The 20,893-nt window shown below is 74.0% G+C and carries 20 protein-coding genes; 2 read left to right on the forward strand and 18 right to left on the reverse strand.

The features are described from left to right. Window positions 1-82 precede the first annotated feature (82 nt). From ACIWVC_RS04850 to ACIWVC_RS04875, 6 genes are all read right to left on the reverse strand, one after another. Window positions 83-2,458, reverse strand: a complete 2,376-nt coding sequence (locus ACIWVC_RS04850; RefSeq protein WP_396453847.1) for an FtsX-like permease family protein — start codon at window positions 2,456-2,458, stop codon at window positions 83-85. Continuing rightward, on the reverse strand, window positions 2,455-3,225 hold the full coding sequence (locus tag ACIWVC_RS04855; RefSeq protein WP_396446757.1) for an ABC transporter ATP-binding protein: 771 nt from the start codon (window positions 3,223-3,225) through the stop codon (window positions 2,455-2,457). Before ACIWVC_RS04855 ends, ACIWVC_RS04850 begins: the two co-directional genes overlap by 4 nt. After that, window positions 3,206-3,877 (reverse strand): TetR/AcrR family transcriptional regulator, encoded by a 672-nt coding sequence (locus ACIWVC_RS04860; protein ID WP_396446756.1) that lies wholly within the window; start codon window positions 3,875-3,877, stop codon window positions 3,206-3,208. The genes ACIWVC_RS04855 and ACIWVC_RS04860 overlap by 20 nt, the downstream gene beginning before the upstream one ends. A gap of 126 nt (window positions 3,878-4,003) precedes the next feature. Beyond that, entirely contained in the window at window positions 4,004-4,840 is an 837-nt protein-coding gene (locus tag ACIWVC_RS04865; RefSeq protein WP_396446754.1) for an ABC transporter permease, read from the reverse strand. Beyond that, window positions 4,837-5,880 (reverse strand): ABC transporter ATP-binding protein, encoded by a 1,044-nt coding sequence (locus ACIWVC_RS04870; RefSeq protein WP_396446753.1) that lies wholly within the window; start codon window positions 5,878-5,880, stop codon window positions 4,837-4,839. Before ACIWVC_RS04870 ends, ACIWVC_RS04865 begins: the two co-directional genes overlap by 4 nt. Window positions 5,881-6,004: 124 nt before the next feature. Next, window positions 6,005-6,367, reverse strand: a complete 363-nt coding sequence (locus tag ACIWVC_RS04875) for a hypothetical protein (RefSeq protein WP_396446752.1) — start codon at window positions 6,365-6,367, stop codon at window positions 6,005-6,007. 217 nt (window positions 6,368-6,584) lie between these two features. Here ACIWVC_RS04875 and ACIWVC_RS04880 point away from each other — a divergent pair, with 217 nt between their 5' ends. Continuing rightward, the gene (locus ACIWVC_RS04880; RefSeq protein WP_396446751.1) at window positions 6,585-7,439 is read left to right on the forward strand and encodes an oxygenase MpaB family protein; all 855 of its coding nucleotides are present in this window, start codon (window positions 6,585-6,587) and stop codon (window positions 7,437-7,439) included. A gap of 3 nt (window positions 7,440-7,442) precedes the next feature. Here ACIWVC_RS04880 and ACIWVC_RS04885 read toward each other — a convergent pair whose 3' ends face one another. The 6 genes from ACIWVC_RS04885 to ACIWVC_RS04910 form a co-directional block, all read right to left on the reverse strand. Further along, window positions 7,443-10,211, reverse strand: a complete 2,769-nt coding sequence (locus tag ACIWVC_RS04885; protein ID WP_396446750.1) for a DEAD/DEAH box helicase — start codon at window positions 10,209-10,211, stop codon at window positions 7,443-7,445. 64 nt (window positions 10,212-10,275) lie between these two features. After that, the gene (gene tatC / locus ACIWVC_RS04890; protein ID WP_396446749.1) at window positions 10,276-11,139 is read right to left on the reverse strand and encodes a twin-arginine translocase subunit TatC; all 864 of its coding nucleotides are present in this window, start codon (window positions 11,137-11,139) and stop codon (window positions 10,276-10,278) included. A 51-nt stretch (window positions 11,140-11,190) separates the two neighbouring features. Beyond that, complete coding sequence (gene tatA / locus ACIWVC_RS04895) at window positions 11,191-11,550, reverse strand: Sec-independent protein translocase subunit TatA (RefSeq protein ID WP_396446748.1); 360 nt, start codon at window positions 11,548-11,550, stop codon at window positions 11,191-11,193. Window positions 11,551-11,576: 26 nt separating this feature from the next. Then, window positions 11,577-11,795 carry a hypothetical protein gene (locus tag ACIWVC_RS04900; protein WP_396446801.1) on the reverse strand — a complete coding sequence of 73 codons (219 nt, stop codon included), beginning with the start codon at window positions 11,793-11,795 and terminating at the stop codon, window positions 11,577-11,579. 25 nt (window positions 11,796-11,820) lie between these two features. Beyond that, window positions 11,821-12,813, reverse strand: a complete 993-nt coding sequence (locus ACIWVC_RS04905; RefSeq protein ID WP_396446747.1) for a helix-turn-helix transcriptional regulator — start codon at window positions 12,811-12,813, stop codon at window positions 11,821-11,823. Then, the gene (locus ACIWVC_RS04910) at window positions 12,810-13,841 is read right to left on the reverse strand and encodes a helix-turn-helix transcriptional regulator (RefSeq protein WP_396446746.1); all 1,032 of its coding nucleotides are present in this window, start codon (window positions 13,839-13,841) and stop codon (window positions 12,810-12,812) included. Before ACIWVC_RS04910 ends, ACIWVC_RS04905 begins: the two co-directional genes overlap by 4 nt. A 91-nt stretch (window positions 13,842-13,932) precedes the next feature. On the opposite strand from ACIWVC_RS04910, the gene ACIWVC_RS04915 reads away from it, so the two are divergent. Then, complete coding sequence (locus tag ACIWVC_RS04915; protein ID WP_396446745.1) at window positions 13,933-15,015, forward strand: DUF3866 family protein; 1,083 nt, start codon at window positions 13,933-13,935, stop codon at window positions 15,013-15,015. On the opposite strand, the gene ACIWVC_RS04920 is transcribed toward ACIWVC_RS04915, so the two are convergent. From ACIWVC_RS04920 to prcB, 6 genes are all read right to left on the reverse strand, one after another. After that, window positions 15,012-15,620, reverse strand: coding sequence for a DUF3291 domain-containing protein (locus tag ACIWVC_RS04920; RefSeq protein ID WP_396446744.1), 609 nt, complete (start codon window positions 15,618-15,620; stop codon window positions 15,012-15,014). The genes ACIWVC_RS04915 and ACIWVC_RS04920 overlap by 4 nt on opposite strands. Window positions 15,621-15,652: 32 nt before the next feature. After that, entirely contained in the window at window positions 15,653-16,297 is a 645-nt protein-coding gene (locus tag ACIWVC_RS04925) for a helix-turn-helix transcriptional regulator (RefSeq protein ID WP_396446743.1), read from the reverse strand. Between the two features lie 59 nt (window positions 16,298-16,356). Beyond that, the gene (locus tag ACIWVC_RS04930; RefSeq protein ID WP_396453848.1) at window positions 16,357-17,268 is read right to left on the reverse strand and encodes an FKBP-type peptidyl-prolyl cis-trans isomerase; all 912 of its coding nucleotides are present in this window, start codon (window positions 17,266-17,268) and stop codon (window positions 16,357-16,359) included. 138 nt (window positions 17,269-17,406) lie between these two features. Continuing rightward, a complete protein-coding gene (pafA, locus tag ACIWVC_RS04935; RefSeq protein ID WP_089325990.1) occupies window positions 17,407-18,765 on the reverse strand; it encodes a Pup--protein ligase in 1,359 nt (452 codons plus the stop codon). Between the two features lie 195 nt (window positions 18,766-18,960). Next, on the reverse strand, window positions 18,961-19,749 hold the full coding sequence (prcA, locus tag ACIWVC_RS04940; RefSeq protein WP_396446800.1) for a proteasome subunit alpha: 789 nt from the start codon (window positions 19,747-19,749) through the stop codon (window positions 18,961-18,963). A gap of 21 nt (window positions 19,750-19,770) precedes the next feature. After that, the gene (prcB, locus tag ACIWVC_RS04945; protein WP_396446741.1) at window positions 19,771-20,616 is read right to left on the reverse strand and encodes a proteasome subunit beta; all 846 of its coding nucleotides are present in this window, start codon (window positions 20,614-20,616) and stop codon (window positions 19,771-19,773) included. Between the last annotated feature and the right edge of the window lie 277 nt (window positions 20,617-20,893).

The raw sequence follows: 20,893 nt of genomic DNA on the forward strand, positions 1-20,893 counted from the left end.
TGGCTGAACGCCCTGTACGCGTGACCGCACGCCTGACCGTTACGCCTGACCGCCGTGCCGGTCGGGGCGGAGCGGGCGGGGGTCAGCCGGACCGTTCCCGGACGAGCGCGCCGAGGTCCATGCGGGCCAGGCCGCGCAGGCCGGGGCGCTGCGCCGCCCACGCGACGGCGATCACGGCGAGCGCCGACCAGGCGAAGGTGGCGGGCCGGATCTCGGTGTGGAACGACATCAGGTCGCTGTTGAACGCGCCGAGGAACGCCCCGGTGGCGAGCCTCCCGAGGATCAGCCCGGGGACCGCGCCGGCGGCCACGACGAGGAGGTTCTCGGCGGTGACGAGCCGGCCGAGGCGGCGCCGCCCGACGCCGGCGGCGCGCAGCGTGGCCAGTTCGGTGCCGCGTTCGGCGAGGTTCACCGACAGGGTGGCGAACAGGACGGTGAAGGCCAGCAGCCCGCCGAACGCGAGCATGACCGCGACGAACACGTAGAACAGGTTCATGTACTCGTCCATGGTCTTCTTCAGGGCGTGCGCGTCGGTGTAGGCGACGACGCCGGGCCGCGCGGCGAGGGCGCGCCCGGCGGCGGCGCGGTCGGCGCCGGGGTCGAACGCCACCAGGACCGTGTCGGGCGCGGCGTCCGGCGCCCAGGCGGCGAGCTGGCCGAGCGTGGCGTAGGCGTAGGTGCCGAGCGGCTCGTCCACGAACCCGGCGACGGTCGCCGTGGCGGTGCGGCCGTCGCCGAGGCGCAGCCCGACGCGGTCGCCGGCGTCCACGCCGAGCTTGTCGCGCAGGGCCACGCCGAGCAGCACGCCGTGCGCGGGCAGGCTCCGCTCGCCGCCGCCGGGGGTGAGGAACCGGTGCATGCGGGTCCCGGCGGGGAGCCCGACGACGGTGGTGGAGTAGCCCCCGCCCCCGGCGGTGACGGTGACGGGGACGTGCGCGGACGGCTCGGCGGCGCGGACCCCGGGGGTCGCGGCCACCGCGCCGAGCGCGGCGCCGTCGAGGGGGCGCCCGAGGGTGAGTTCGGCGTCCTGCCGCTGGATCTGGTCGAACTGGCGGGAGACGGTGGCCTTGGAGGAGTCGAGCATCCCCCACGACACCAGGATCAGGACGAGGGCGAGGACGACGCCCGCCATGGTGTAGATGGTGCGGCGCAACTGGCGCGTGGGGCCGCGCAGCACCAGCCACGCCCCGGCGGGCAGCCGCCCCGCGGCGGGCACCGCCCGCGCCAGCCGGGCGAGCCGGCCCCCTCCCCCGGTCGCGGGGACGGTGCCGCGCATCGCCTCGGCGGGCGGGACGCGTGCGGCCGCCGCCGCGGGCGCGAGCGCGGCGAGCGCGCCCGCGGCGACCCCGAACGCCAGCCCGGCGGCGACGGTGGTCGCGCGCACCGACACCAGCGTCTCCGGCAGCCCGATCGCGTCCCCGTACAGCCGGGTGACGGTCCCGGCCAGCAGGAGCCCGGCGGCGACGCCGAGGGCGGACCCGGCGAGCCCGACCGCGACGCCGGTGGCGAGGTAGTGGGCGACGACGGTGCGGCGGCGGAACCCGGAGGCGCGCAGCGTCCCGATGATCACCCGGTCGCGGGCGACGCGGCGGGTCAGCACGACGTAGACGGCGACGCCGGCGGCGGTGAGGAACAGCAGCGGGAACATCACCGCCAGCTCGGAGAACCCCTTGATGTCCTCGGCGAGGGTGGCGTTGGAGGGCTGCTCGGCGCGGGTGAGCGCCGCGCCCGCCCCGTGCGACCGGGCGGCGGCGGTGAGGGCGGCGTCCAGCTCCGCGGCGCGCTCGCGTCCGGCGGCGGTGTAGTAGACGGCCGCCTGGCGGGGCGCCGCGGCCCCGGCGATCCGCCGGGCGAGCGGCTCGGGGACGAACAGGACGCCGAACGATCCGGGCGCGGGCAGCACGTTCTGGCGGCTGGCGGCGGGCCACAGGTACTCGGGCGAGGAGACGGTGCCGCGCACCGACAGGGGCAGCCACGCCCGCCCGTCCCACGCCGCCACGGCGGCGCCGGGCCGCAGCCCCGCCTGGTCGGCGATGTGGGTGTCGGCGAGGACGCCGCGCGGCGCGGCCGGGTCGAGGTAGGCGCCGCTCAGGACCTTCACCCGGTTCACCGCGGGCTGCGCTCCGGCGGGGAGCCCGACGACGCGGCCGACGAGGGTGTCGCCGCCGGGCATGCGCAGGGGGACGTCCGCGACCGTGCGGACGGCGACCGCCCGCACGCCGGGCCGCGCCGCCGCGTCCCGCGCGATCGCGGCGGTGTCGCCGCCGGTCAGGGTGAGGTCGGCGAACCGGTACTCGCGGAACAGGGCCTGGTAGCCGGCGTCGAGGTTGCGGTAGGCGTCGTAGGACGCGCCGAACAGCGCGACGCCGAGCATCACCAGCACCACCGCCGACACCAGCTGGGCGGGGCGGCGCCGCAGGTCGCGGCGCAGCTTGACGTTGAGGACGCGCACGGTCACCACTCGACCCGGTCGGCGGAGGCCGGCTCGGCGCCGGCGGTCACGCCGACGATGCGGCCGGACCGCATCCGCACCACGCGGTGCGCGAGGGCGGCGATCGCGGCGTTGTGGGTGACGACCAGGACCGTGCGCCCCTCGCGGTTGAGGTCCTGCAGGACGCGCAGGACGCCGCGCCCGGTCTCCAGGTCCAGCGCACCGGTCGGCTCGTCGCACAGCAGCAGCTCGGGGTCCTTGGCGATGGCGCGGGCGATCGCGACGCGCTGCTGCTCGCCGCCCGACAGCTGCGCCGGGAAGTGGCCGGCGCGGTCGGCGAGCCCGACGGCGGCGAGCGCGGCCGCCGCCCGCTCCCGGTCGCCGCGGCCGGTCAGCTCGGCGACCAGCCGGACGTTCTCCAGCGCGGTGAGCGACGGGACGAGGTTGAAGAACTGGAACACGAACCCGACGGTGTCGCGCCGGTAGGCGGTGCGGGCGTCCTCGCCGAGCCGGGAGATGTCGCGGCCGCCGGCGATCACCTCGCCCTCGGTGGCGGGCTCGATCCCGCCGATCAGGTTGAGCAGGGTCGTCTTGCCCGACCCGGACGGGCCGAGCAGGACGACGAACTCGCCGCGCCGCACCTCCAGGTCGGCCTCGCGCAGCGCGTGGACCCGCGCGTGCCCGGTCCCGTAGGTCTTGCCGGCGCCGCGCAGCAGAACCGCCGGCGGGGCATCGCCGTGCGCCGCCCCGTCCGCCCGGACGGCCGCCGCCCGTTCACCGCCGTGTCCCGTCATCGTCCTCTCCTCCGTCCGCCTGCCCGGGCAAGGGCCCGGACGGGCGCAGCAGGGCCACCAGGCCCGCCGCCGCGCCGCCGGCCTCGGTCTCCGGATCGACCATCACGTGCATGAGCAGCCCGTCGATGAGCGCGGTGAGCACCACCGACAGGGCGCGGGGGTCGGCGTCGGGGCGCAGCAGCCCCGACTCCCGGTTCTCGGCCAGGCGCGCGGCGAGCAGGTCGCGGAACGCCCGGATCTGGCGCTGGGTCTCGGCGCGCAGCTCGTCGTCGCGCAGGCCGTTCAGCATCGCCTCGACCAGGACCCGCTGCGCGGCGCTGCCGGGGCCGCGCGCCGCGAGCCCGCGGACGGCGTCGGCGACGGCGGTGAGGGCGTCCTCGGCCCGCAGGATCGCCTCGACGGGGCCTTCCAGCTCCTTCTCCACGGCGTGCAGGACCGCGGCGCGGCGGAGCGCGTCCACGGATCCGAAGTAGTAGTGCACGAGCGCGTTGTTGGCCTGCGCGCGGTCGGCCACGGCCCGCGAGGTCACCGCGGCCCAGCCGCCGTCGGCCATCACCGCGACGGCCGCCTCCAGCAGCCGGATCCGCGTGGGCACCTCGCCGTCCGCCATCGTCTCCGCTCCCGCCCGCTCAGGGCATCCGATCTTGGTCATTCGCTTTAAGCAACTGCCCAAGACGGTACACCCGACCGTTGCACTGTGCAATGGTTCCGGTGGAGGGCCCGGAGACGCGAGCGTCCCCGCGCCGGGGTCGCGGCGCGGGGACGCGGGCGGGCCGGGTCAGGCGTCCCTGCGTTTGAGCAGGAACGCGGCCAGGGCGAGCAGCGCGGCCGTCCAGAGCGCGAAGACGCCGTAGCCCTGCCAGGGGGTGAGCAGGTCGTCGGGGCCCTGGTGGGCCTTGGCGATCAGGGTGCCCGCCTCCGACGGCAGGTAGGCGTGGATGTGGTCGCCGACGCTGCCGGGCAGCAGCATGGCGAGGGGCGCGAGCACCAGCACGAACCCGATGACGCCGGTGATGCCGCCGGCGGTGTGCCGGACGATCGCGCCGATCGCGAGCGCGAACAGCCCGAGCATCGCCAGGTAGAGCCCGCCGCCGACGACGGCGCGCAGCACGCCCTCGTCGCCGAGGGACACCCGCATCCGGTCCCCGATGATCCCGGCGCCGATGAAGAACGACGCGAACGACACCGCGACGCCGAGGACGAGGACGACCAGCGCGAACACCAGGGCCTTGGCCCACAGCATCGGCAGCCGCCGCGGCACCGCGAGCAGGCTGGCGCGGATCATGCCGGTGGAGTACTCCGACGCGATCACCAGCACGCCGAGGACGCAGATGGTCAGCTGGCTGAGGAAGAACCCGCTGCCGAGGATGAAGCTGACCGGGTCGGCGGCGATCTGGGCGCGGTCGCCGGGGTCGGCCTTGTCCCACTGCGCCATCGTGAGGCCGACGAACAGCGCGGTGAACCCGAGGTCGAGCAGGACCAGCAGGATCAGCGACCACAGCGTGGACCGGACGGTGCGGATCTTCGTCCACTCGGCGAGCATCAGCCGGCCGAAGCTCGGCCGCCCCTGCGCGGCCTGGCCGGCGGCGGGCGCGGCGGTGGCGGGCGCGGTCATCGGGTCTCCTCCTCCTGGGTCGGGACCGGTCCGGTCGCCTGGCCGGGCGCCGCGCCGGGTGCGGGATCGGGCGCCGCGCCCGGTACGGGGCCGGGCGCCGGGCCGGGTGCGGGTCCGGGCGCGGGTCCGAGTGCCTGGGCGGCCGTGCCGTACTCGACGCTGTCGCGGGTCAGCTCCATGAACGCCGACTCCAGGGAGCCGCGGCTCGGCGTCAGCTCGTGCAGGACGATCCCCTCGGCCGCGGCCAGCTCCCCGACGCGGGGGGCCTCCATGTGGGTGACGGTGAGCAGCCCGTCGCCGCCCGGGTCGGCCTTGCCGCCCTCGGCGGTGACCAGCTCGGCGAGGCGCGCGGCGCCGGGGCTGCGCACGGTGACCGTCTTCTCGGTGCTGCGCTCGATGAACTCCTCGGTGGAGCAGTCGGCGATGAGCCGGCCGCGCCCGATGACGATGAGGTGCTCGGCGGTGACGGCCATCTCGTTCATCAGGTGGCTGGAGACGAACACGGTGCGCCCCTCGGCGGCGAGCCGCTGCATGAGGGTGCGGATCCACACGATGCCCTCGGGGTCGAGGCCGTTGACGGGCTCGTCCAGGATCAGCACGGACGGGTCGCCGAGCAGCGCCGCGGCGATGCCGAGCCGCTGCCCCATGCCGAGGGAGAACCCGCCGGCGCGCTTGCGGGCGGCCTCGGCGAGGCCGACGAGGTCGATGACCTCGTCGACGCGGCGCTTGCCGATGCCCTGCGTCTGCGCCAGGCACAGCAGGTGGTTGTAGGCGCTGCGGCCGGTGTGCACGGCCCGCGCCTCCAGCAGCGCGCCGACGACGCTCAGCGGGGCGTCCAGGTCGCGGTAGTGGCGGCCGTTGATGCGGGCGTCGCCGCGGTCGGGCCGGTCGAGGCCGAGCAGCAGCCGCATGGTGGTCGACTTCCCGGCCCCGTTCGGGCCGAGGAAGCCGGTCACCCGGCCGGGGACGACCGTGAAGGACAGGTCGTCCACGGCGGTCTTGTCGCCGTACCGCTTGGTGAGGTTCTCCGCCTCGATCATTCGCACTTCCCGGGCTGCTCGGCGGTGGTCCAGTGATCGTGATCACACTAGCGCGCCGGGCGCGGCGCCCGGATCCTCCGCACTGCGGAACCTCCTCCGACCCGGGTAGTAGGCGTGGAGGAGGTCAGGCGGCGGCGACGCCGTCGGCGGCGTTGACGTCCTTGTGGAAGCGCCGGTGCACGTAGAGCTTCTCGCCGAGGGTCTCGCAGCGCCACCAGAGGCCCTCCGGCGGCCCGATGCGGGTGCCGCGGGGCAGCTCGCGCAGGACCTCGTTGACGGGGGTCATGCGCAGCCGCCCGGACCGGCACAGGAGGATGCGGCGGTCGGTGACCACGACGACGCGGTAGGTGTTGCCGAAGAGGATGATCAGGGAGGAGACCAGGATCCAGTACGGGCTGACGGTCTGGCCGGCGAACACCGCCTGGACGTTCTCGCCGGGCTGCAGGACATGGGCCGCGTTGGCGCGCATCTTGTCGCGGATGGCCACGGTGGGGACCTTTCTCGTGATCCATGCGGGGAGGGCGCCCGGGCTCCAGCGGGCCGACCGGTCGTCGGGCAGCCCGATTGTGTCACCGAATGACATGGAAATGTGCGGCATTTCACATTGTGGCCCGTTCAGGCCGCGGCCTGGCGCCCGCGTTATTGACCACCCGTCAATAGGTGGGCGAGGATGGCGCCCTGGACCCGACCGCCGGGAGGCCCGCTTGCCCGCCACGTCCCCGACCCCCGCACCCGACCGCCTGGCGGAGCGGCTCGCCGACCGCGACGTCCTGCGGACCCTCGCCTCCGAACCGCTCGTCGGCCTCGCCGCGGGCCGGGCGCTGCTGATGCAGCTCGCCCACCCGGGCGTGGCCCGCGGCGTCGCCGAGCACAGCGACTTCGCCGAGCGGCCCCTCGCCCGCCTGTTCGGCACCCTGGACTTCCTGCTCATCACCACGTTCGGGACGCCCGAGCAGGTCGCGCGGATCGCCGCGAAGGTCCGCGGCATCCACACGGCGGTGCGCGGCGAGGGCTACTCCGGCAACGACCCCGGCCTGCAGATGTGGGTGAACGCGACGCTCATCGACTCGGCGCTGTACGTCCACGAGACGCTGATGCGGCCCGGCGACACCGACCCCGAGGAGTACTACCGGCAGGCCCGCGTCGTCGCCGAGGTCCTCGGCTGCCCGCTGGAGGAGCAGCCGCCCGACCTTGCCGCGTTCCGCGCCTACATGGACGAGACGCTCGCCTCCCTGGAGGTCACCGGCGCCGCCCGCGAGGTGGCGCGGGCGGTCCTGTGGCCGCGCAAGCTCCGCGCCCTGTTCCCGGCCCTCATGGTGTTCCGGCTGGTCACCGCGGCGCTGCTGCCCGAGCGGCTGCGCGAGGAGTACGGGCTGCCCTGGACGCCGGGGCGCCGCCGCGCCGCCCGGCTGCTGCTGCGGGGCGCCGCCGCCGGGCACCGGGTCACACCGCGGTTCCTGCGGCGCCCGCCGCAGCCGCTGCTGGTCCGGCTGGCGGGCCACCGGGTGGACCGCACGCTGTCCGCGCGCCGCGTCCGCCGCCGCGCCGCCCCCTCCTGACCGCTAGCCGACGGAGGAGTAGGCGACGACGCCGCGGCGCATCGCGTCCATCGCCCGCCGCGCGGTCTTGCGGATGTGGCTGTTCTGCGGGGACGCGTCGGCGACCTGCCCGAGCAGGTCCAGCAGCTGCTTGACCGCGCGGACGAAGTCGCCGGCGGTCAGGTCGCTCTCCAGCAGCACCTCGTCGAGGTCGTCGCCCTTCGCCCACCGGTACGCCGTCCACGCGAAACCCAGGTCGGGCTCGCGCAGGAACGACACCCGGTTGTCGCGCTCGACGGCCTCCAGCTCCCCCCACAGCCGCACCATCGCGGCGAGCGCGTCCTGCGCCGCGCCGCCGGGGGTGCGGGGCGGCGCGGCGTCGTCGGGCTGCCGCGACTCGTACACCAGCGCCGACACGCACGCGGCCAGCTCGGCGTGGTCGAGCTTCTCCCACAGCCCCTCGCGGAGGCTCTCGGCGGTGAGCAGGTCCAGCTCGTTGTAGATGCGGCCGAGGCGGCGGCCCTCGGCGGTGACGGAGTCGCCGTCGAGGTAGCCGAGCTGCTGCAGCACCGCGCACACCCGGTCGAAGGTGCGGGCGATCACCTGGGAGCGGCCCTCGACGCGGCGGCGCAGCTGCTCGGTCTCCCGGTCCAGCCGGTGGTACCGCTCGGCCCAGCGGGCGTGGTCCTCGCGCTGGTCGCAGCCGTGCACCGGGTGGCGGCGCAGCTCGGCGCGCAGCCGGGTGACCTCGGCGTCCTCCGCGGCGGCGGAGTCGGCGCGGGCGCGCCTGCGGTCGCGGACGTCGTCGGGCACCCGGTTGCGGAGCGTGGACGCCAGGTCGCGGCGGTCCTGCGGGTTGCGGGGGCTGAACGACTTGGGGATGCGGATCCGGTCGACCGGCTCGACGGCGCGGGGGAAGTCCTGGATCGACAGCCGCTGCACCGACCGGTTGACCGTCAGCACCAGCGGCGCCGGCCCGTCCGAGCGGCGCCCCACGCCCGGGTCGAGGACGACGGCGAGGCCGGAGCGGCGCCCCGACGGCACGATGATCACGTCGCCGGGCCGCAGGTGCTCCAGCGACCGCGCGGCCTCCGCGCGGCGCGCCGACGACCGCTCCCGGGACAGCTCCGCCTCCCGGTCCGACAGCCGCCGCCGCATCGCCGCGTACTCCATGAAGTCGCCCAGGTGGCACTGCGCGGCCTTGGCGTACCCCTCCAGGGCCTCCTCGTTCTTGCGGACCTGCCGGGCCAGCCCCACCACGGCGCGGTCGGCCTGGAACTGCGCGAACGACTCCTCCAGCAGCGTCCGGGCCCGTTCGATCCCGACGGCGCCGACCAGGTTCACCGCCATGTTGTACGACGGCCGGAAGCTGGAGTTCAGCGGGTAGGTGCGGGTGCCGGCCAGGCCCGCGACGGACGCCGGGTCCACGTTCGGGCCCCACACCACGACGGCGTGGCCCTCCACGTCGATGCCGCGGCGCCCGGCGCGGCCCGTCAGCTGCGTGTACTCGCCGGGGGTGAGGTCGACGTGCGCCTCGCCGTTCCACTTGTCGAGCTTCTCGATCACGACGGTGCGGGCGGGCATGTTGATGCCGAGCGCCAGCGTCTCCGTCGCGAACACCGCCTTGATCAGCCCGCGGGTGAACAGCTCCTCGACGATCTCCTTGAACGTCGGCAGCATCCCGGCGTGGTGCGCGGCGACGCCGCGCTGCAGGGCCTCCAGGAAGTCGCCGTAGCCGAGGATCCGCAGGTCCTCCGGCGCGATGTCGGCGGTGCGCAGCTCGGTGTGCGCGCGGATCTCCTCGGCCTCCTCCCTGGACGTCAGCCGGATCCCGGCGTGCAGGCACTGCAGGACGGCGGCGTCGCAGCCGGCGCGGGAGAAGATGAACGTGATCGCCGGGAGCAGCCCGGCGCGCTCCAGCCGCTCGATCACGTCCGGGCGGGACGGGGGCCGGAACCGCTGCGGGCGCGGCGCGCGGCGCCGCCCGGTGCGGCGGCCCTGGTTGACCTTGGCGCGGCGGACCTCCTCGACCGCCATCCGCGTCAGCTGCGGGTTCAGCCGCGCCTGCCGGTCCCCGCCCTTGCCGGTGTCGACGAACAGGTCGTACAGGCGGGTGCCGACGAGCATGTGCTGGAACAGCGGGACGGGCCGGTGCTCGTCGACGATCACCGCGGTGTCGCCGCGGACCTCGTGCAGCCACTCGCCGAACTCCTCGGCGTTGGACACCGTCGCCGACAGCGCCACGATCCGCACCGAGTCCGGGACGTGGATGATCACCTCTTCCCAGACGGCGCCGCGGAACCGGTCGGCGAGGTAGTGCACCTCGTCCATCACGACGAACGCGAGCCCGGCGAGGGTCTGCGACCCCGCGTACAGCATGTTCCGCAGCACCTCGGTCGTCATCACGACCACCGGGGCCTCGCCGTTGACGCTGTTGTCGCCGGTGAGCAGCCCCACCTTCTCCGGCCCGTACCGGCGGACGAGGTCGGCGTACTTCTGGTTCGACAGCGCCTTGATCGGCGTGGTGTAGAAGCACTTGGTGCCGCCGGTGAGGGCGAGGTGGACGGCGAACTCCCCCACCACCGTCTTCCCGGACCCGGTGGGCGCGGCGACCAGCACGCCGCTGCCGTCCTCAAGCGCCCGGCACGCCTCCAGCTGGAACGGGTCCAGCTCGAAGTCGTACAGGGTGCGGAAGTCCAGCAGGGCCGGGCCGCTCCCGGCGGTGCGCCTGCGGTAGGCGGCGTACCGCTGGGCCGGGCTCTGGTCGGCCGACGCCGTGTCGGGGGAGGTCATGCCTTCGAGCCTACGGTTTCGACCGGCCCGATACCCAATCCGCGGCCGCCGGGGGGCGGGGTGATCAGCGGGCGGCGTCGCCCTTCTCCAGCTCGGCGTCGATGGCGTCCAGGTCCAGCGGGGACGCCTCGTCGTCCGACAGGCCCGCGTACGGGTCGGGGCGGCGGGCGCGGCGCCGGTCGTTGAGGAACGCCAGCAGCGCGGCGATCTCGAACAGCAGCACCGTCGGCAGCGCCAGCGCGAGCATCGTGAACGGGTCGGCGCTCGGCGTCGCGACCGCCGCGAACACGAAGATCCCGAACAGGATCATCCGCTGCATCCGGCGGATCCGCGCCGAGCTCAGCACGCCCGCCAGGTTCAGCAGCACCACGAACAGCGGCAGCTCGAACGTCAGCCCGAACACCAGCAGCATCGTCAGCACGTAGCTGAGGTAGCTGTCCACGGTGATCAGCGGTTTGACGTCGTCGGCGACGAACCCCAGGAAGATCGCCAGGCCCTTGTCGACGGTCACGTACGCCAGGCCGGTGCCGACGAAGAACAGCGGGACCGCGGCGCTCAGGAACACGTACGTCCAGCGCCGCTCGCGGCTGTACAGGCCCGGCGCGACGAACGCCCACAGCTGGTACAGCCAGATCGGCGCGGAGATGACCGCGCCGATGATGCAGGAGATCTTCAGCTTCAGGAAGAACGAGGAGAAGATCCCGTTGACGAACAGGGAGCACTCGTCCTTGTCGACCACGTGCGACTGCGGCAGCGAGCAGTACGGCTGCTTGAGGAAGTCCCACACCGGGTCGAACAGCAGCCACCCCACGACCGCGCCGACCACGAAGGCCAGGATCGCCTTGATCAACCGGTTGCGCAGCTCACGGAGGTGGTCCATGAGGGGCATGCGGCCGTCGGGGGCGGCGTCGCGCCTGCTCAGCTTCATCGTCGGCATTCGGGCTCGGGGTCGGCGGAGGGAACGCGCGGGCGGGGCGGGTCAGCCCTGGCGCAGCTTGCCGGGGTCGGACACCGGCACGCCCTCGATCGGCTCGCCGGAACCGATCGCGCCGCGCGGCCGCTGCCCGGTGTCGCCGGCCGCCTCGCGCTCCAGCCGCGCCGCCTCCTCCCGGAGCCGCGCCGCCTTCTCCCGCGGGTCCTCGTCCTGCGCCTGCGCCTGCCGGGACGGCTTGTCCTCCGGCGCGTCGTCGTCGTCCTCGCGCAGGCCCTTGGTCTCGGCCTTCAGGATCCGCGCCGACTTGCCCAGCGACCGCGCGAGCTGCGGAAGCTTCGCCGAACCGAAGATCAGCACGACGACCAGCAGGATGATGAGCAGTTCGGGAGTCCCGATGTTCGGCATGGCAGTCCTCTTCAGCAGAATGGCCCTCAGGCCGATCGTACGCCCTCATCCGGCGTTTGTGACGACCGAGCATCCTGGAGGCGGGAGAGTTCGTCGCGCAGCGCCGACCGCCTCGGCTGCAGCCGCCGCCTGGTGCGGTCCAGCTCGCGGCCGAGGCTCCGCACGCCCAGCCACACCCGGAAGGCGCACCAGGCGAGCACCGCCAGGCCGGCGAAGCCCAGCGCCACCGACACCGCGACCCACATCACGCGGCCACGGTACCCGATCCGCTCACAGCACGCCGTACCGGGCCAGCGCCCGCGCCGCGTCCTGCCGCACCCCCGCCGCGACCGCCGCGGGCGCCACGACGCGGCCCTGGTCGCCGAGCCGCAGCGCCAGGCCCCGCACCCACCGCGAGTCCGGGGTCCGCAGCACGACCCGCAGCCGCCCCTCCCCCAGCTCCTCCACGCTCTCGCACGGGTAGTAGTCGGCCACCCACCGGCCCCGCGGCGTCAGCTCCAGCGTGACCGCCTCGTCCTGCGGCGACGGCCGGAACAGGCCCGCGTCCACGTCGATCGGCTCGGCGTCGTCCGGCACCTGCGCCGGCACGTCCAGCACCGCCAGGTCGGCGATCCGGTCCAGCTTGAACAGCCGCACCGCCTCCGCCCGCCGGCACCACCCCTCCAGGTAGGTGTTGCCCTCCACGACCAGCAGCCGCATCGGGTCCACGTCCCGCTCGGTGTTCTCGTCCCGCGCCGGCACGTAGTACGTCAGGTGCACGCGGCGGCCCGCCGCGATCGCGTCCCGCAGCACCCCCACCGCGGTGCGGGCCGGGTCGGCCGTCGCGCCGTAGGCGTCGACCTCCACCGCGACCTTGCTGGACACCGCCGCGGCCTCCCCCGCCGCGCCCTCCAGCTTCGCGATCACCCGGCTGAGCGCGTCCCGGTCGTCCAGGTCGGGGATCCCCGCCAGCATCCGCAGCGCCACCAGCAGCGCGGACGCCTCGTCCACCTTCAGCCGCAGCGGACGCGCGATCGACTCCGCCTCCGCCACCGTGATCTCCCCGCCCTCGTAGGACAGGTCGATCGGGCAGTACGGGTCCGGGGCGCGCAGCTCCACGCACCACAGCAGGTTCAGGTCGTCGATCAGCTGCTTCTCGGTCACCCCGAACGCGGCCGCCGCCTCCCCGAGCGCCACCGAGTCGCGGTTCACCACGTACGGGACCAGCGCCAGCAGCCGCCCCAGCCGGTCCGTCGACGTGGTCGCCGCCGCCCTGCCGCTCATCGCGCCTCCCCTTCGCGCCCCGGGTGCCCCCCGGCGCCCGCCAGCACCGCCTTCAGATGCTGGATCACCGCCTCCCGCAGGTCCGGCGGGTCCAGCACGACCACGTCGTCGGCGAACCGCGCCAGGTACGGCGCGAACCGGTCCACGTCGCGGAACGTCAGGACCGCCTCGTCCCACTCGCCGTCCCGCTCGCCGTCCCGCTCGCCGTCCGGGCCGCCCTCCACCGGCCGCACGTCCTTCGCCCACCGCCGCGGGCCCTGCGCCGCGCCGCGCCGCAGCCGCACCACCGCCGGCCGCGGCTCGCTCACCGGGTCGCCCCAGTCGAACGCGATCCGCCGCACGTCCACCCCGTCCGGGACCGCCACCGACCCCGCCGGGCCGTCCGCGGCGACCTCCCCCACGATGCGGCTCAGCCGGAACACCCGCTGCTCCCCGCGGTCGCGGTCGAAGCCCACCACGTACCAGCGGCCCCGCCGGCTCACCACGCCCCACGGCTCCAGATGCCGCCGCGCCGCCGACGTCCGCCCGATCCCCTGGTAGTCGAACGCCACCGGGCGGCCGTCGCGCACCGCCTCCCACAGCGCCGCGAACGCCGGCTCGTGGGTGTTCACCCGCGGCTCGATGCCCACCGCGGGCGCCGCGTCGGTCTCCACGCCCGCCGCGCGCAGCTTCAGCAGCGCCCCCGACGCCGCCTCCGCCATGCTCGCCTGCTGCCACACCCGCGCCGCGAGGCCCAGCACCGCCGCCTCGTCCGGCGTCAGATGGATCTCGGGCAGCTCGTAGGCCTGCGGCGGGATCCGGTACCCGATCTCCTCACCGCCGCCGCCCTGCAGGTCGCTGCCCACCTCCAGCGGGACGCCGAGCTCGCGCAGCTCCTCCTTGTCCCGCTCGAACATCCGCTTGAACGCCTCGTCGGAGTCCGGGTAGCCGGGCACCGCCCGGCGGACCTGCTCGGCCGTCAGAAAACGTCGGGTCGCGAGCAGGCAGACCACCAGATTCAGCAGGCGCTCGGTCTTGCGCCGCGACACTCCGCCACCACCTCGTTCCCTCCGTGGCCCCCCGCACCGGGCGGCCGAACGTCCCCGCGAGCCGTACTGCAGGACGCTACCGTTTCCCGGTGTGATCCGATGGCGCAAAGGCACAGTCGAGGACATCCGCCGCGAATGGCCCGGGGCGGTCGAGCTGAACGTCTCGATCGGGGGCGACGGCACGCACCGCGCCCTGGCCTACCCCGCCCTGGTGGGACGGCCCGAACCGGGCGACACCGTCCTGCTCAACACTACGGCCTTGGCGATGGGACTCGGCACCGGCGGCTACGCGATGGTCGTCGCCGTCCCCGACCGGCTCCCGCCCGACCCCGCCGGCCCCGGCCACCTCGTCAAGGCCCGCTACACCCCGCTGCAGGCCACCGTCCTCGGCGCCGACGAGCAGGGCTCCCCCCACCACGACCTGCTCCGCGACGCCGACTCCCTGGACGGCATGCCCGTCGTCATCGCCGACCTGCACTCCGCGCTGCCCCCGATCCTCGCCGCGCTGCTGGCCGCCCGGCCCGGCGCCCGCGTCGTCTACGTCATGCCGGACGGCGGGGCGCTGCCCGCCTGGTTCTCCATGTCCATCGCCCGGCTCAAGGACGCCGGCGCCCTCGCCGCCACCGTCACCGCCGGGCAGGCGTTCGGCGGCGACCTGGAGGCCGTCACCGTCCACACCGGGCTCCTCGCCGCCCGCCTCGTCCTGCGCGCCGACGCCGTCGTCCTCGCCCAGGGCCCCGGCAACCTCGGCACCGGCACCAGATGGGGGTTCTCCGGCGTCTCCGCCGGCGAGGCCGTCAACGCCGCGTCCGTCCTCGGCGGCCGGCCCGTCGGCTCCCTGCGCGTCAGCGAGGGCGACGCGCGGGAACGCCACATCGGCGTCTCCCACCACTCCCTCACCGCCTACGGCCGCGTCGCCCTCGCCGCCGCCGACATCCCCGTCCCCGAACTCGGCGGCGCCTTCGGCGCCCGCGTCGCCGCGGAGGCCGCGCCGCTCGGCGACCGGCACCGGCTCGTCCCCGTCCCCGTCGACGGCCTCCACGAGACCCTCCGCGCCGCCGAGAAGGACTGGGGCGCCCCCATGTCCACCATGGGCCGCCGCCTCGACGAGGACCTCCCCTACTTCCTCACCGCCGCCGCGGCCGGCCGCCACGCCGCCGCGCTGCTCGGCTAGCCCCCGAGGGCCGCGGGCTCGGCGGCGCCCGGGGCTTCGGCCGCGGCGCCGGCCTCCGCCGCCGCGGCCTCCGCGGCCGCGGCCTCCGCGGCCGTGTAGGCCGAGTTGAACGTGAAGGCGCGGGGGGACGGCCCCTGCGCCCGCAGCAGCGCGAGCCGCTCCAGGGCCTCCTCCACCGTCGGGATGCGGCCCGCCGGGACCCACCACATCACCAGGTGCGCCTCCGCGTGCCGCTGGAACCACTCGCGGCGGCGGCGCATCGTCTCCAGGTGCGCGCTGCGGTACACGAAGTCCCACAGCTCCTCCACCGACTCCCACACCGAGAAGTTCACGATCACGTCGTCGCCGGCGGGGCGCATGCCGGTGGCGTCCGGCCGCCCCTCCTCCACCAGCCGCCACACGAACCCCGGCGCCGCGTCGGCGAGCGCGTTCACCGGTTCCAGGAGCGCCACGAAGTCCGCCGTGCGCGGATCGTCGAGGGGGTGGCGGAGCGTGGCGACGTTGAACTGGGCCAGGTGGTAGCGGGTGTCGTCGCGGTAGCGGTTGTCGCCGCGGTAGCGGGCGTCGTCGTGGCAGCGGGCGTCGTCGCGGGTGTCATCCGTCATGATCCTCAGCTCACCACGGCGCCGCTTCTATGTCAATCCTCATTGTTTTTAGAAGGTTCGGCCGCCACGCAGCACCAGCCCGGACGCGGATCCATCCGCACCCGCACACCCGAACCCTCCGCCAACCCCTCCAGCAGCGCCAGATTCATCCCGCACACCAGCGGCGGGAACTCCTCCGCCACCGCATGGAACGGGCAGTTGCGCATCCGCAGCACACCGGCGTCGTCCACGACCGGCTCATAGCCCCGCCCGGCCAGCACCTCCGCCAGCTCCCCCAGCCCGCCGACGCCCCCGCGCAGCGCCCGGCCCCGCCTGCGCGCCGCATCCTGCAACTCCATGTCCAGGCCCGCCGACTCCGCCGCCTCCGCCAGCAGCCCCGCCGCCGTCCGGTAATCCCGCGCCGGCACCGACACCCCCAGCTCCGCCGCCGACCGCCGGTACACCTTCGCCGGACGCCCCGCACCCGGCCCCGACCGGCCCGTCAACCGCCGGCTGCCCGCCTCCAGCAGCCCCGCGTCCACCAGCTTGTCCAGATGGAACGCCGCCAGCGTCCGCGCCACCCCCGCCGCCTCCGCCGCCTCGTTCCGCCCCACCTCGCGGTCCTGCGCCGCCACGTACTCGTACAGCCGCCGCCGCACCGGATCCTGCAGCAGCGCGATCGCGTCGATGTCCTCCACACCGCCAGTCTAAGAACAACCGGCATGCGGTTTAGAAAACGCCGTCCAGAAAAGGGCGGTCAGTTCACGCCCAGCAGATCGACCACGAACACGAGCGTGTCGTCCCCCTTGATCCCCGCCTGCGCCAAGCCCTTCTTCCCGTAACCCAGCGACGGCGGCACCACCAGCAGCACCCGGCTCCCGACCCGCTGCCCCACCAGGCCCCGATCCCAGCCCTTCATCACCTGACCCGTCCCGATCGGCACCGCACGCGGCCCCGCCTTCGACCACGACGAATCGAACACCTGCCCGTTCCGCCAGAAATACCCCGCATACTGCAGCACCAGCAGCTGCCCCTTGCGCACCGCCGGACCGTCCCCCCGCACCAGCGCCCGCACCTGCAGCCCCTTCGGCGGCCCCGACCGCGGCATCGTCACCACCGGCGCCCGCCCCGCCGGAGCATCCGCCACCTTCGGCAGCCCCGGATCGTCCAGCGGCGCCTGCCGCTGCCCATGCGGACCCGCCGACCTCGGATACACCGCCCGCACGTCCAGCACGTACACCAGCGTGTCGTCCGCCCCCACCTGATGCTTCGGATCGCCCTCCGCGCCGAAACCGTCCTCCGGCGGAATCCGCGCCACCACACGCGCGCCCGCCCGCGCACCCTCGAACGCCTTCACCAGCCCCGGCACCAGCTGACCCGTCGGAAACGCCCCCGGCTGCCCCTTCTGATAGCTGCTCGCCAGCAGCTTCCGCCCGTCCTCACTCCACCGGTAGCCCACATAGTCGGCCACCACCAGATCACCCTTGCGGGCCGCCGGCCCCTTCCCCTCCCGCAGCGTCTCCACCGCAAGAGAGTCACCCGGCCCGCCCTTCGGGAACTCCACCTCCGGAACCTTCCCGAAATCACCCCGCACCGTCACGTCCACACCATCGCCGCCCCACCAGCACCCCGCCGACAACGCCAACGGCGCGGCGAGCACGACGACCATCGACAACGACCGGAAACGGCGGCGCATACGGGGGTCCTCCGAGGGGTCACGACCGCTACTGCGCGCTCACCCTACCGCCCGGCTGACCAGCCGGTAGCCTCCGGCGCGCGTGTCGCGCCGGAGCCCGCCCAGACCCCGCTACATCCCCGCGATCAGCTTGTCCACCCGCTCGTCCACCGACCGGAACGGATCCTTGCACAGCACCGTCCGCTGCGCCTGATCGTTCAACTTCAGATGCACCCAGTCCACCGTGAAATCGCGCCGCTTCTCCTGCGCCTTCCGGATGAACTCCCCCCGCAGCCGCGCACGCGTCGTCTGCGGCGGCACCGACTTCGCCTCGAAGATGTCCAGATCCCGCGTCACCCGGTCCACCGACCCCCGCTTCTCCAGCAGGTAGTACAGCCCCCGGTCACGGTGCACGTCGTGATACGTCAGATCCAGCTGCGCCACCCGCGGCGACGACAGCGGCAGATCGTACTTCCGCCGGTACCGCTCGATCAGCTTGTACTTCGTCACCCAGTCGATCTCACGCGACACCAGATCCAGATCACCCGTCTCCACCGCGCGCAGCGTCCGCTCCCACAGCTCCAGCACCCGCTTCGCCGTCGCGTCCCCGCCGCGCGCGTCCACGAAATCGCGCGCCTTCCCGAAGTACTCCTTCTGGATCTCCAGCGAACTCGCCTCCCGGCCGTTCGCCAGCCGCACCTTCCGCCGGCCCGTCATGTCATGGCTGACCTCCCGGATCGCCCGGATCGGGTTCTCCAGCGTCAGATCACGCATCACCACCCCGGCCTCGATCATCCGCAGCACCAGATCGGTCGCCCCGACCTTCAGCAGCATCGTCGTCTCACTCATGTTCGAGTCACCGACGATCACATGCAGCCGCCGGAACCGCTCCGCGTCCGCATGCGGCTCATCCCGCGTATTGATGATCGGCCGCGACCGCGTCGTCGCCGACGACACGCCCTCCCAGATGTGCTCCGCCCGCTGCGACACGCAGTACACCGCACCCCGCGGCGTCTGCAGCACCTTCCCCGCACCGCAGATGATCTGCCGCGTCACCAGATACGGGATCAGCACGTCCGCCAGCCGGCCGAACTCCCCGTGCCGCCCCACCAGATAGTTCTCATGGCAGCCGTACGAGTTGCCCGCCGAGTCCGTGTTGTTCTTGAACAGGTAGATGTCGCCGGCGATCCCCTCCTCACGGAGCCGCCGCTCCGCGTCCACCAGCAGGCCCTCCAGGATCCGCTCCCCCGCCTTGTCGTGCGTCACCAGATCGACGACGCTGTCGCACTCCGGCGTCGCATACTCCGGGTGACTCCCCACGTCCAGATACAGCCGCGCCCCATTCCGCAGGAACACGTTGCTGCTACGACCCCACGACACCACCCTCCGGAACAGATAGCGCGCCACCTCGTCCGGTGACAACCGCCGCTGCCCGCGGAACGTACAGGTGACGCCGTACTCGTTCTCAAGCCCGAAGATGCGCCTGTCCACACCATGACCCTATGCGGCGCGACCCCCACTTGGCAGTCTCTCGACCCCACCGTTTCCCGCGAACCCCGGCACCCCGCCCGAGCCGCCGCCCCGCAGCACGACGGGCCCGCCGCGGCCGAGGGCGTCCACCGCCCCGCCGCGACGAGCCCGCCCCGGCCCGCGGCCCCGCCACCCGGCGGCGCGCAGGCCCCGGTCTCAGTCCTCGTCCGCCCCCGACGCCGAACCCCCGGCGCCACCGGACTCCGCACCCGACGCATCGTCCGACGCATCGTCCGGCGAGCCGTCCGACCCCCCGGCCTCATCCGCCGCCGACAGCAACTCCGCGATCCGCCGCGCCGTCAACCGCTTGAACAACCGGTGCTCCCGGTTCCGGTCCAGCACCGCGACCTCCAGCGACGTCGCCTCCAGATGCCGGTCCGAATCCTGCGCCTCCAGCGCCCGCACCGCCGTCCGCAGCGCCTCCACCAGCGACGAACCCTCCCGGTAGCCGTCCTTCAGCGACTGCGCCACCGCATCGGCCTGCCCGCCCATCGCCACATAGCCGTGCTCGTCCGCCACCGAACCGTCGAACGTCAGCCGGTAGATCTGGTCCGTCTCCGCGTCCTCCCCCACCTCGGCGACGACCAGCTCCACCTCGTACGGCTTGTTCGTCTCCGTGAAGATCGTCCCCAGCGACTGCGCGTACACGTTCGCCAGACCCCGCGCCGTCACATCCCGCCGGTCGTACTGGTACCCGTTGATGTCGGCGTACCGCACCCCGCCCAGCCGCAGGTTCTCGAACTCGTTGTACTTCCCCACCGCCGCGAACGCGATCCGGTCGTAGATCTCACTGATCTTGTGCAGCGCCCGCGACGGATTGTCCGCCACGAACAGGATGCCGTCGTCGTACTGCAGAACCACGACACTGCGGCCACGCGCGATACCTTTCCGCGCATAGTCCGCCTTGTCCTTCATCTGCTGTTCGGGCGACACATAGAACGGCATGGACACCGGTCAGGATCCCTTCTATCGCAGCGGGGCGGTCGGACCGCCCGGCGAGTCGTAACGTCCGTCGACGACGGCCTGCGCCAGCGCGCCCACCTCGTCCTCGCCCAGCCGGCGATACCCGTCCGACGTCACCGACGCCACCACCGGGAAGATCCGCCGCGCCAGATCGGGCCCGCCCGTCGCCGAATCGTCGTCAGCCGCGTCGTACAGCGACTGCACGCACACCAGCGCCGCGTCCTCCGCCGACAGGTCGGCCCGGTACAGCTTTTTCAGCGCGCCCCGCGCGAACACCGACCCCGAGCCGATCGAGTGGAAGTCCCGCTCCTCGTACCGGCCCCCCGCCGGGTCGTAGGAGAAGATCCGCCCCTCGTCCCGCTCCTCGTCGTAGCCCGCGAACAGCGGCACCACCGCCAGGCCCTGCATCGCCATCCCGAGGTTCTGCCGCACCATCGTCGCCAGCCGGTTCGCCTTGCCCTCCACCGACAGCGTCCGGCCCTCGCGCTTCTCGTAGTGCTCCAGCTCCACCTGGAACAGCCGCACCATCTCGATCCCGATCCCGGCCGTCCCCGCGATCGCGATCGCCGAGAACTCGTCCGCCCGGAACACCTTCTCGATGTCGCGCTGCGCGATGACGTTGCCCGCCGTCGCCCGCCGGTCCCCAGCGATCACCACCCCGCCGGGGAAGCTCACCGCGACGATCGTCGTCCCGTGCGGGATGTCGTCGCCCGCCCGCGACACCGGCGGCGTCCGCCCGCCGGGCAGCAGATGCGGGGAGTAGCCCCCCAGGAACTCGGTGAACGACGACGTGTCCGGGCTCGAGAACAGCCCGGGCAGACGCCCGGTATGCGATTCGTGGGACGCCACGCGACTCCCTTCCCTCCACCAGGCGCCGGTGCCCTCACTGACCCCACCGGCGCAGACGAATACGACCCTACTGTTCAACCCTCGCCCGGCGCATGCCGCGTGATCCACTCCCGCGTCAGCCGACGGCGAACCTCTCTCCGCCGGCACCCAGCCTCCCGGGCGTGACGACAGCCTCCGGAACTTGACGACGCGCGCCCGGCGCTCCGCCGCCGCGCGTGTCGCCCCCCTGCCGGGCCCCGTGCGCTCTCAGGACGGCGCCCAGGCGCCGTCCGGGTCG

This window comes from Actinomadura sp. (assembly GCF_044508335.1).
Taxonomy (GTDB): Bacteria; Actinomycetota; Actinomycetes; order Streptosporangiales; family Streptosporangiaceae; genus Spirillospora.

Coding starts and splice junctions, on each gene's coding strand:
- ACIWVC_RS04855 (WP_396446757.1), bottom strand. CDS start 3,225: ATGACGGGACACGGCGGTGAACGGGCGGCGGCCGTCCGGGCGGACGGG.
- ACIWVC_RS04860 (WP_396446756.1), bottom strand. CDS start 3,877: ATGACCAAGATCGGATGCCCTGAGCGGGCGGGAGCGGAGACGATGGCG.
- ACIWVC_RS04865 (WP_396446754.1), bottom strand. CDS start 4,840: ATGACCGCGCCCGCCACCGCCGCGCCCGCCGCCGGCCAGGCCGCGCAG.
- ACIWVC_RS04870 (WP_396446753.1), bottom strand. CDS start 5,880: ATGATCGAGGCGGAGAACCTCACCAAGCGGTACGGCGACAAGACCGCC.
- ACIWVC_RS04885 (WP_396446750.1), bottom strand. CDS start 10,211: ATGACCTCCCCCGACACGGCGTCGGCCGACCAGAGCCCGGCCCAGCGG.
- tatC (WP_396446749.1), bottom strand. CDS start 11,139: ATGAAGCTGAGCAGGCGCGACGCCGCCCCCGACGGCCGCATGCCCCTC.
- tatA (WP_396446748.1), bottom strand. CDS start 11,550: ATGCCGAACATCGGGACTCCCGAACTGCTCATCATCCTGCTGGTCGTC.
- ACIWVC_RS04900 (WP_396446801.1), bottom strand. CDS start 11,795: ATGTGGGTCGCGGTGTCGGTGGCGCTGGGCTTCGCCGGCCTGGCGGTG.
- ACIWVC_RS04905 (WP_396446747.1), bottom strand. CDS start 12,813: ATGAGCGGCAGGGCGGCGGCGACCACGTCGACGGACCGGCTGGGGCGG.
- ACIWVC_RS04920 (WP_396446744.1), bottom strand. CDS start 15,620: ATGACGGATGACACCCGCGACGACGCCCGCTGCCACGACGACGCCCGC.
- ACIWVC_RS04930 (WP_396453848.1), bottom strand. CDS start 17,268: ATGGTCGTCGTGCTCGCCGCGCCGTTGGCGTTGTCGGCGGGGTGCTGG.
- prcA (WP_396446800.1), bottom strand. CDS start 19,749: ATGCCGTTCTATGTGTCGCCCGAACAGCAGATGAAGGACAAGGCGGAC.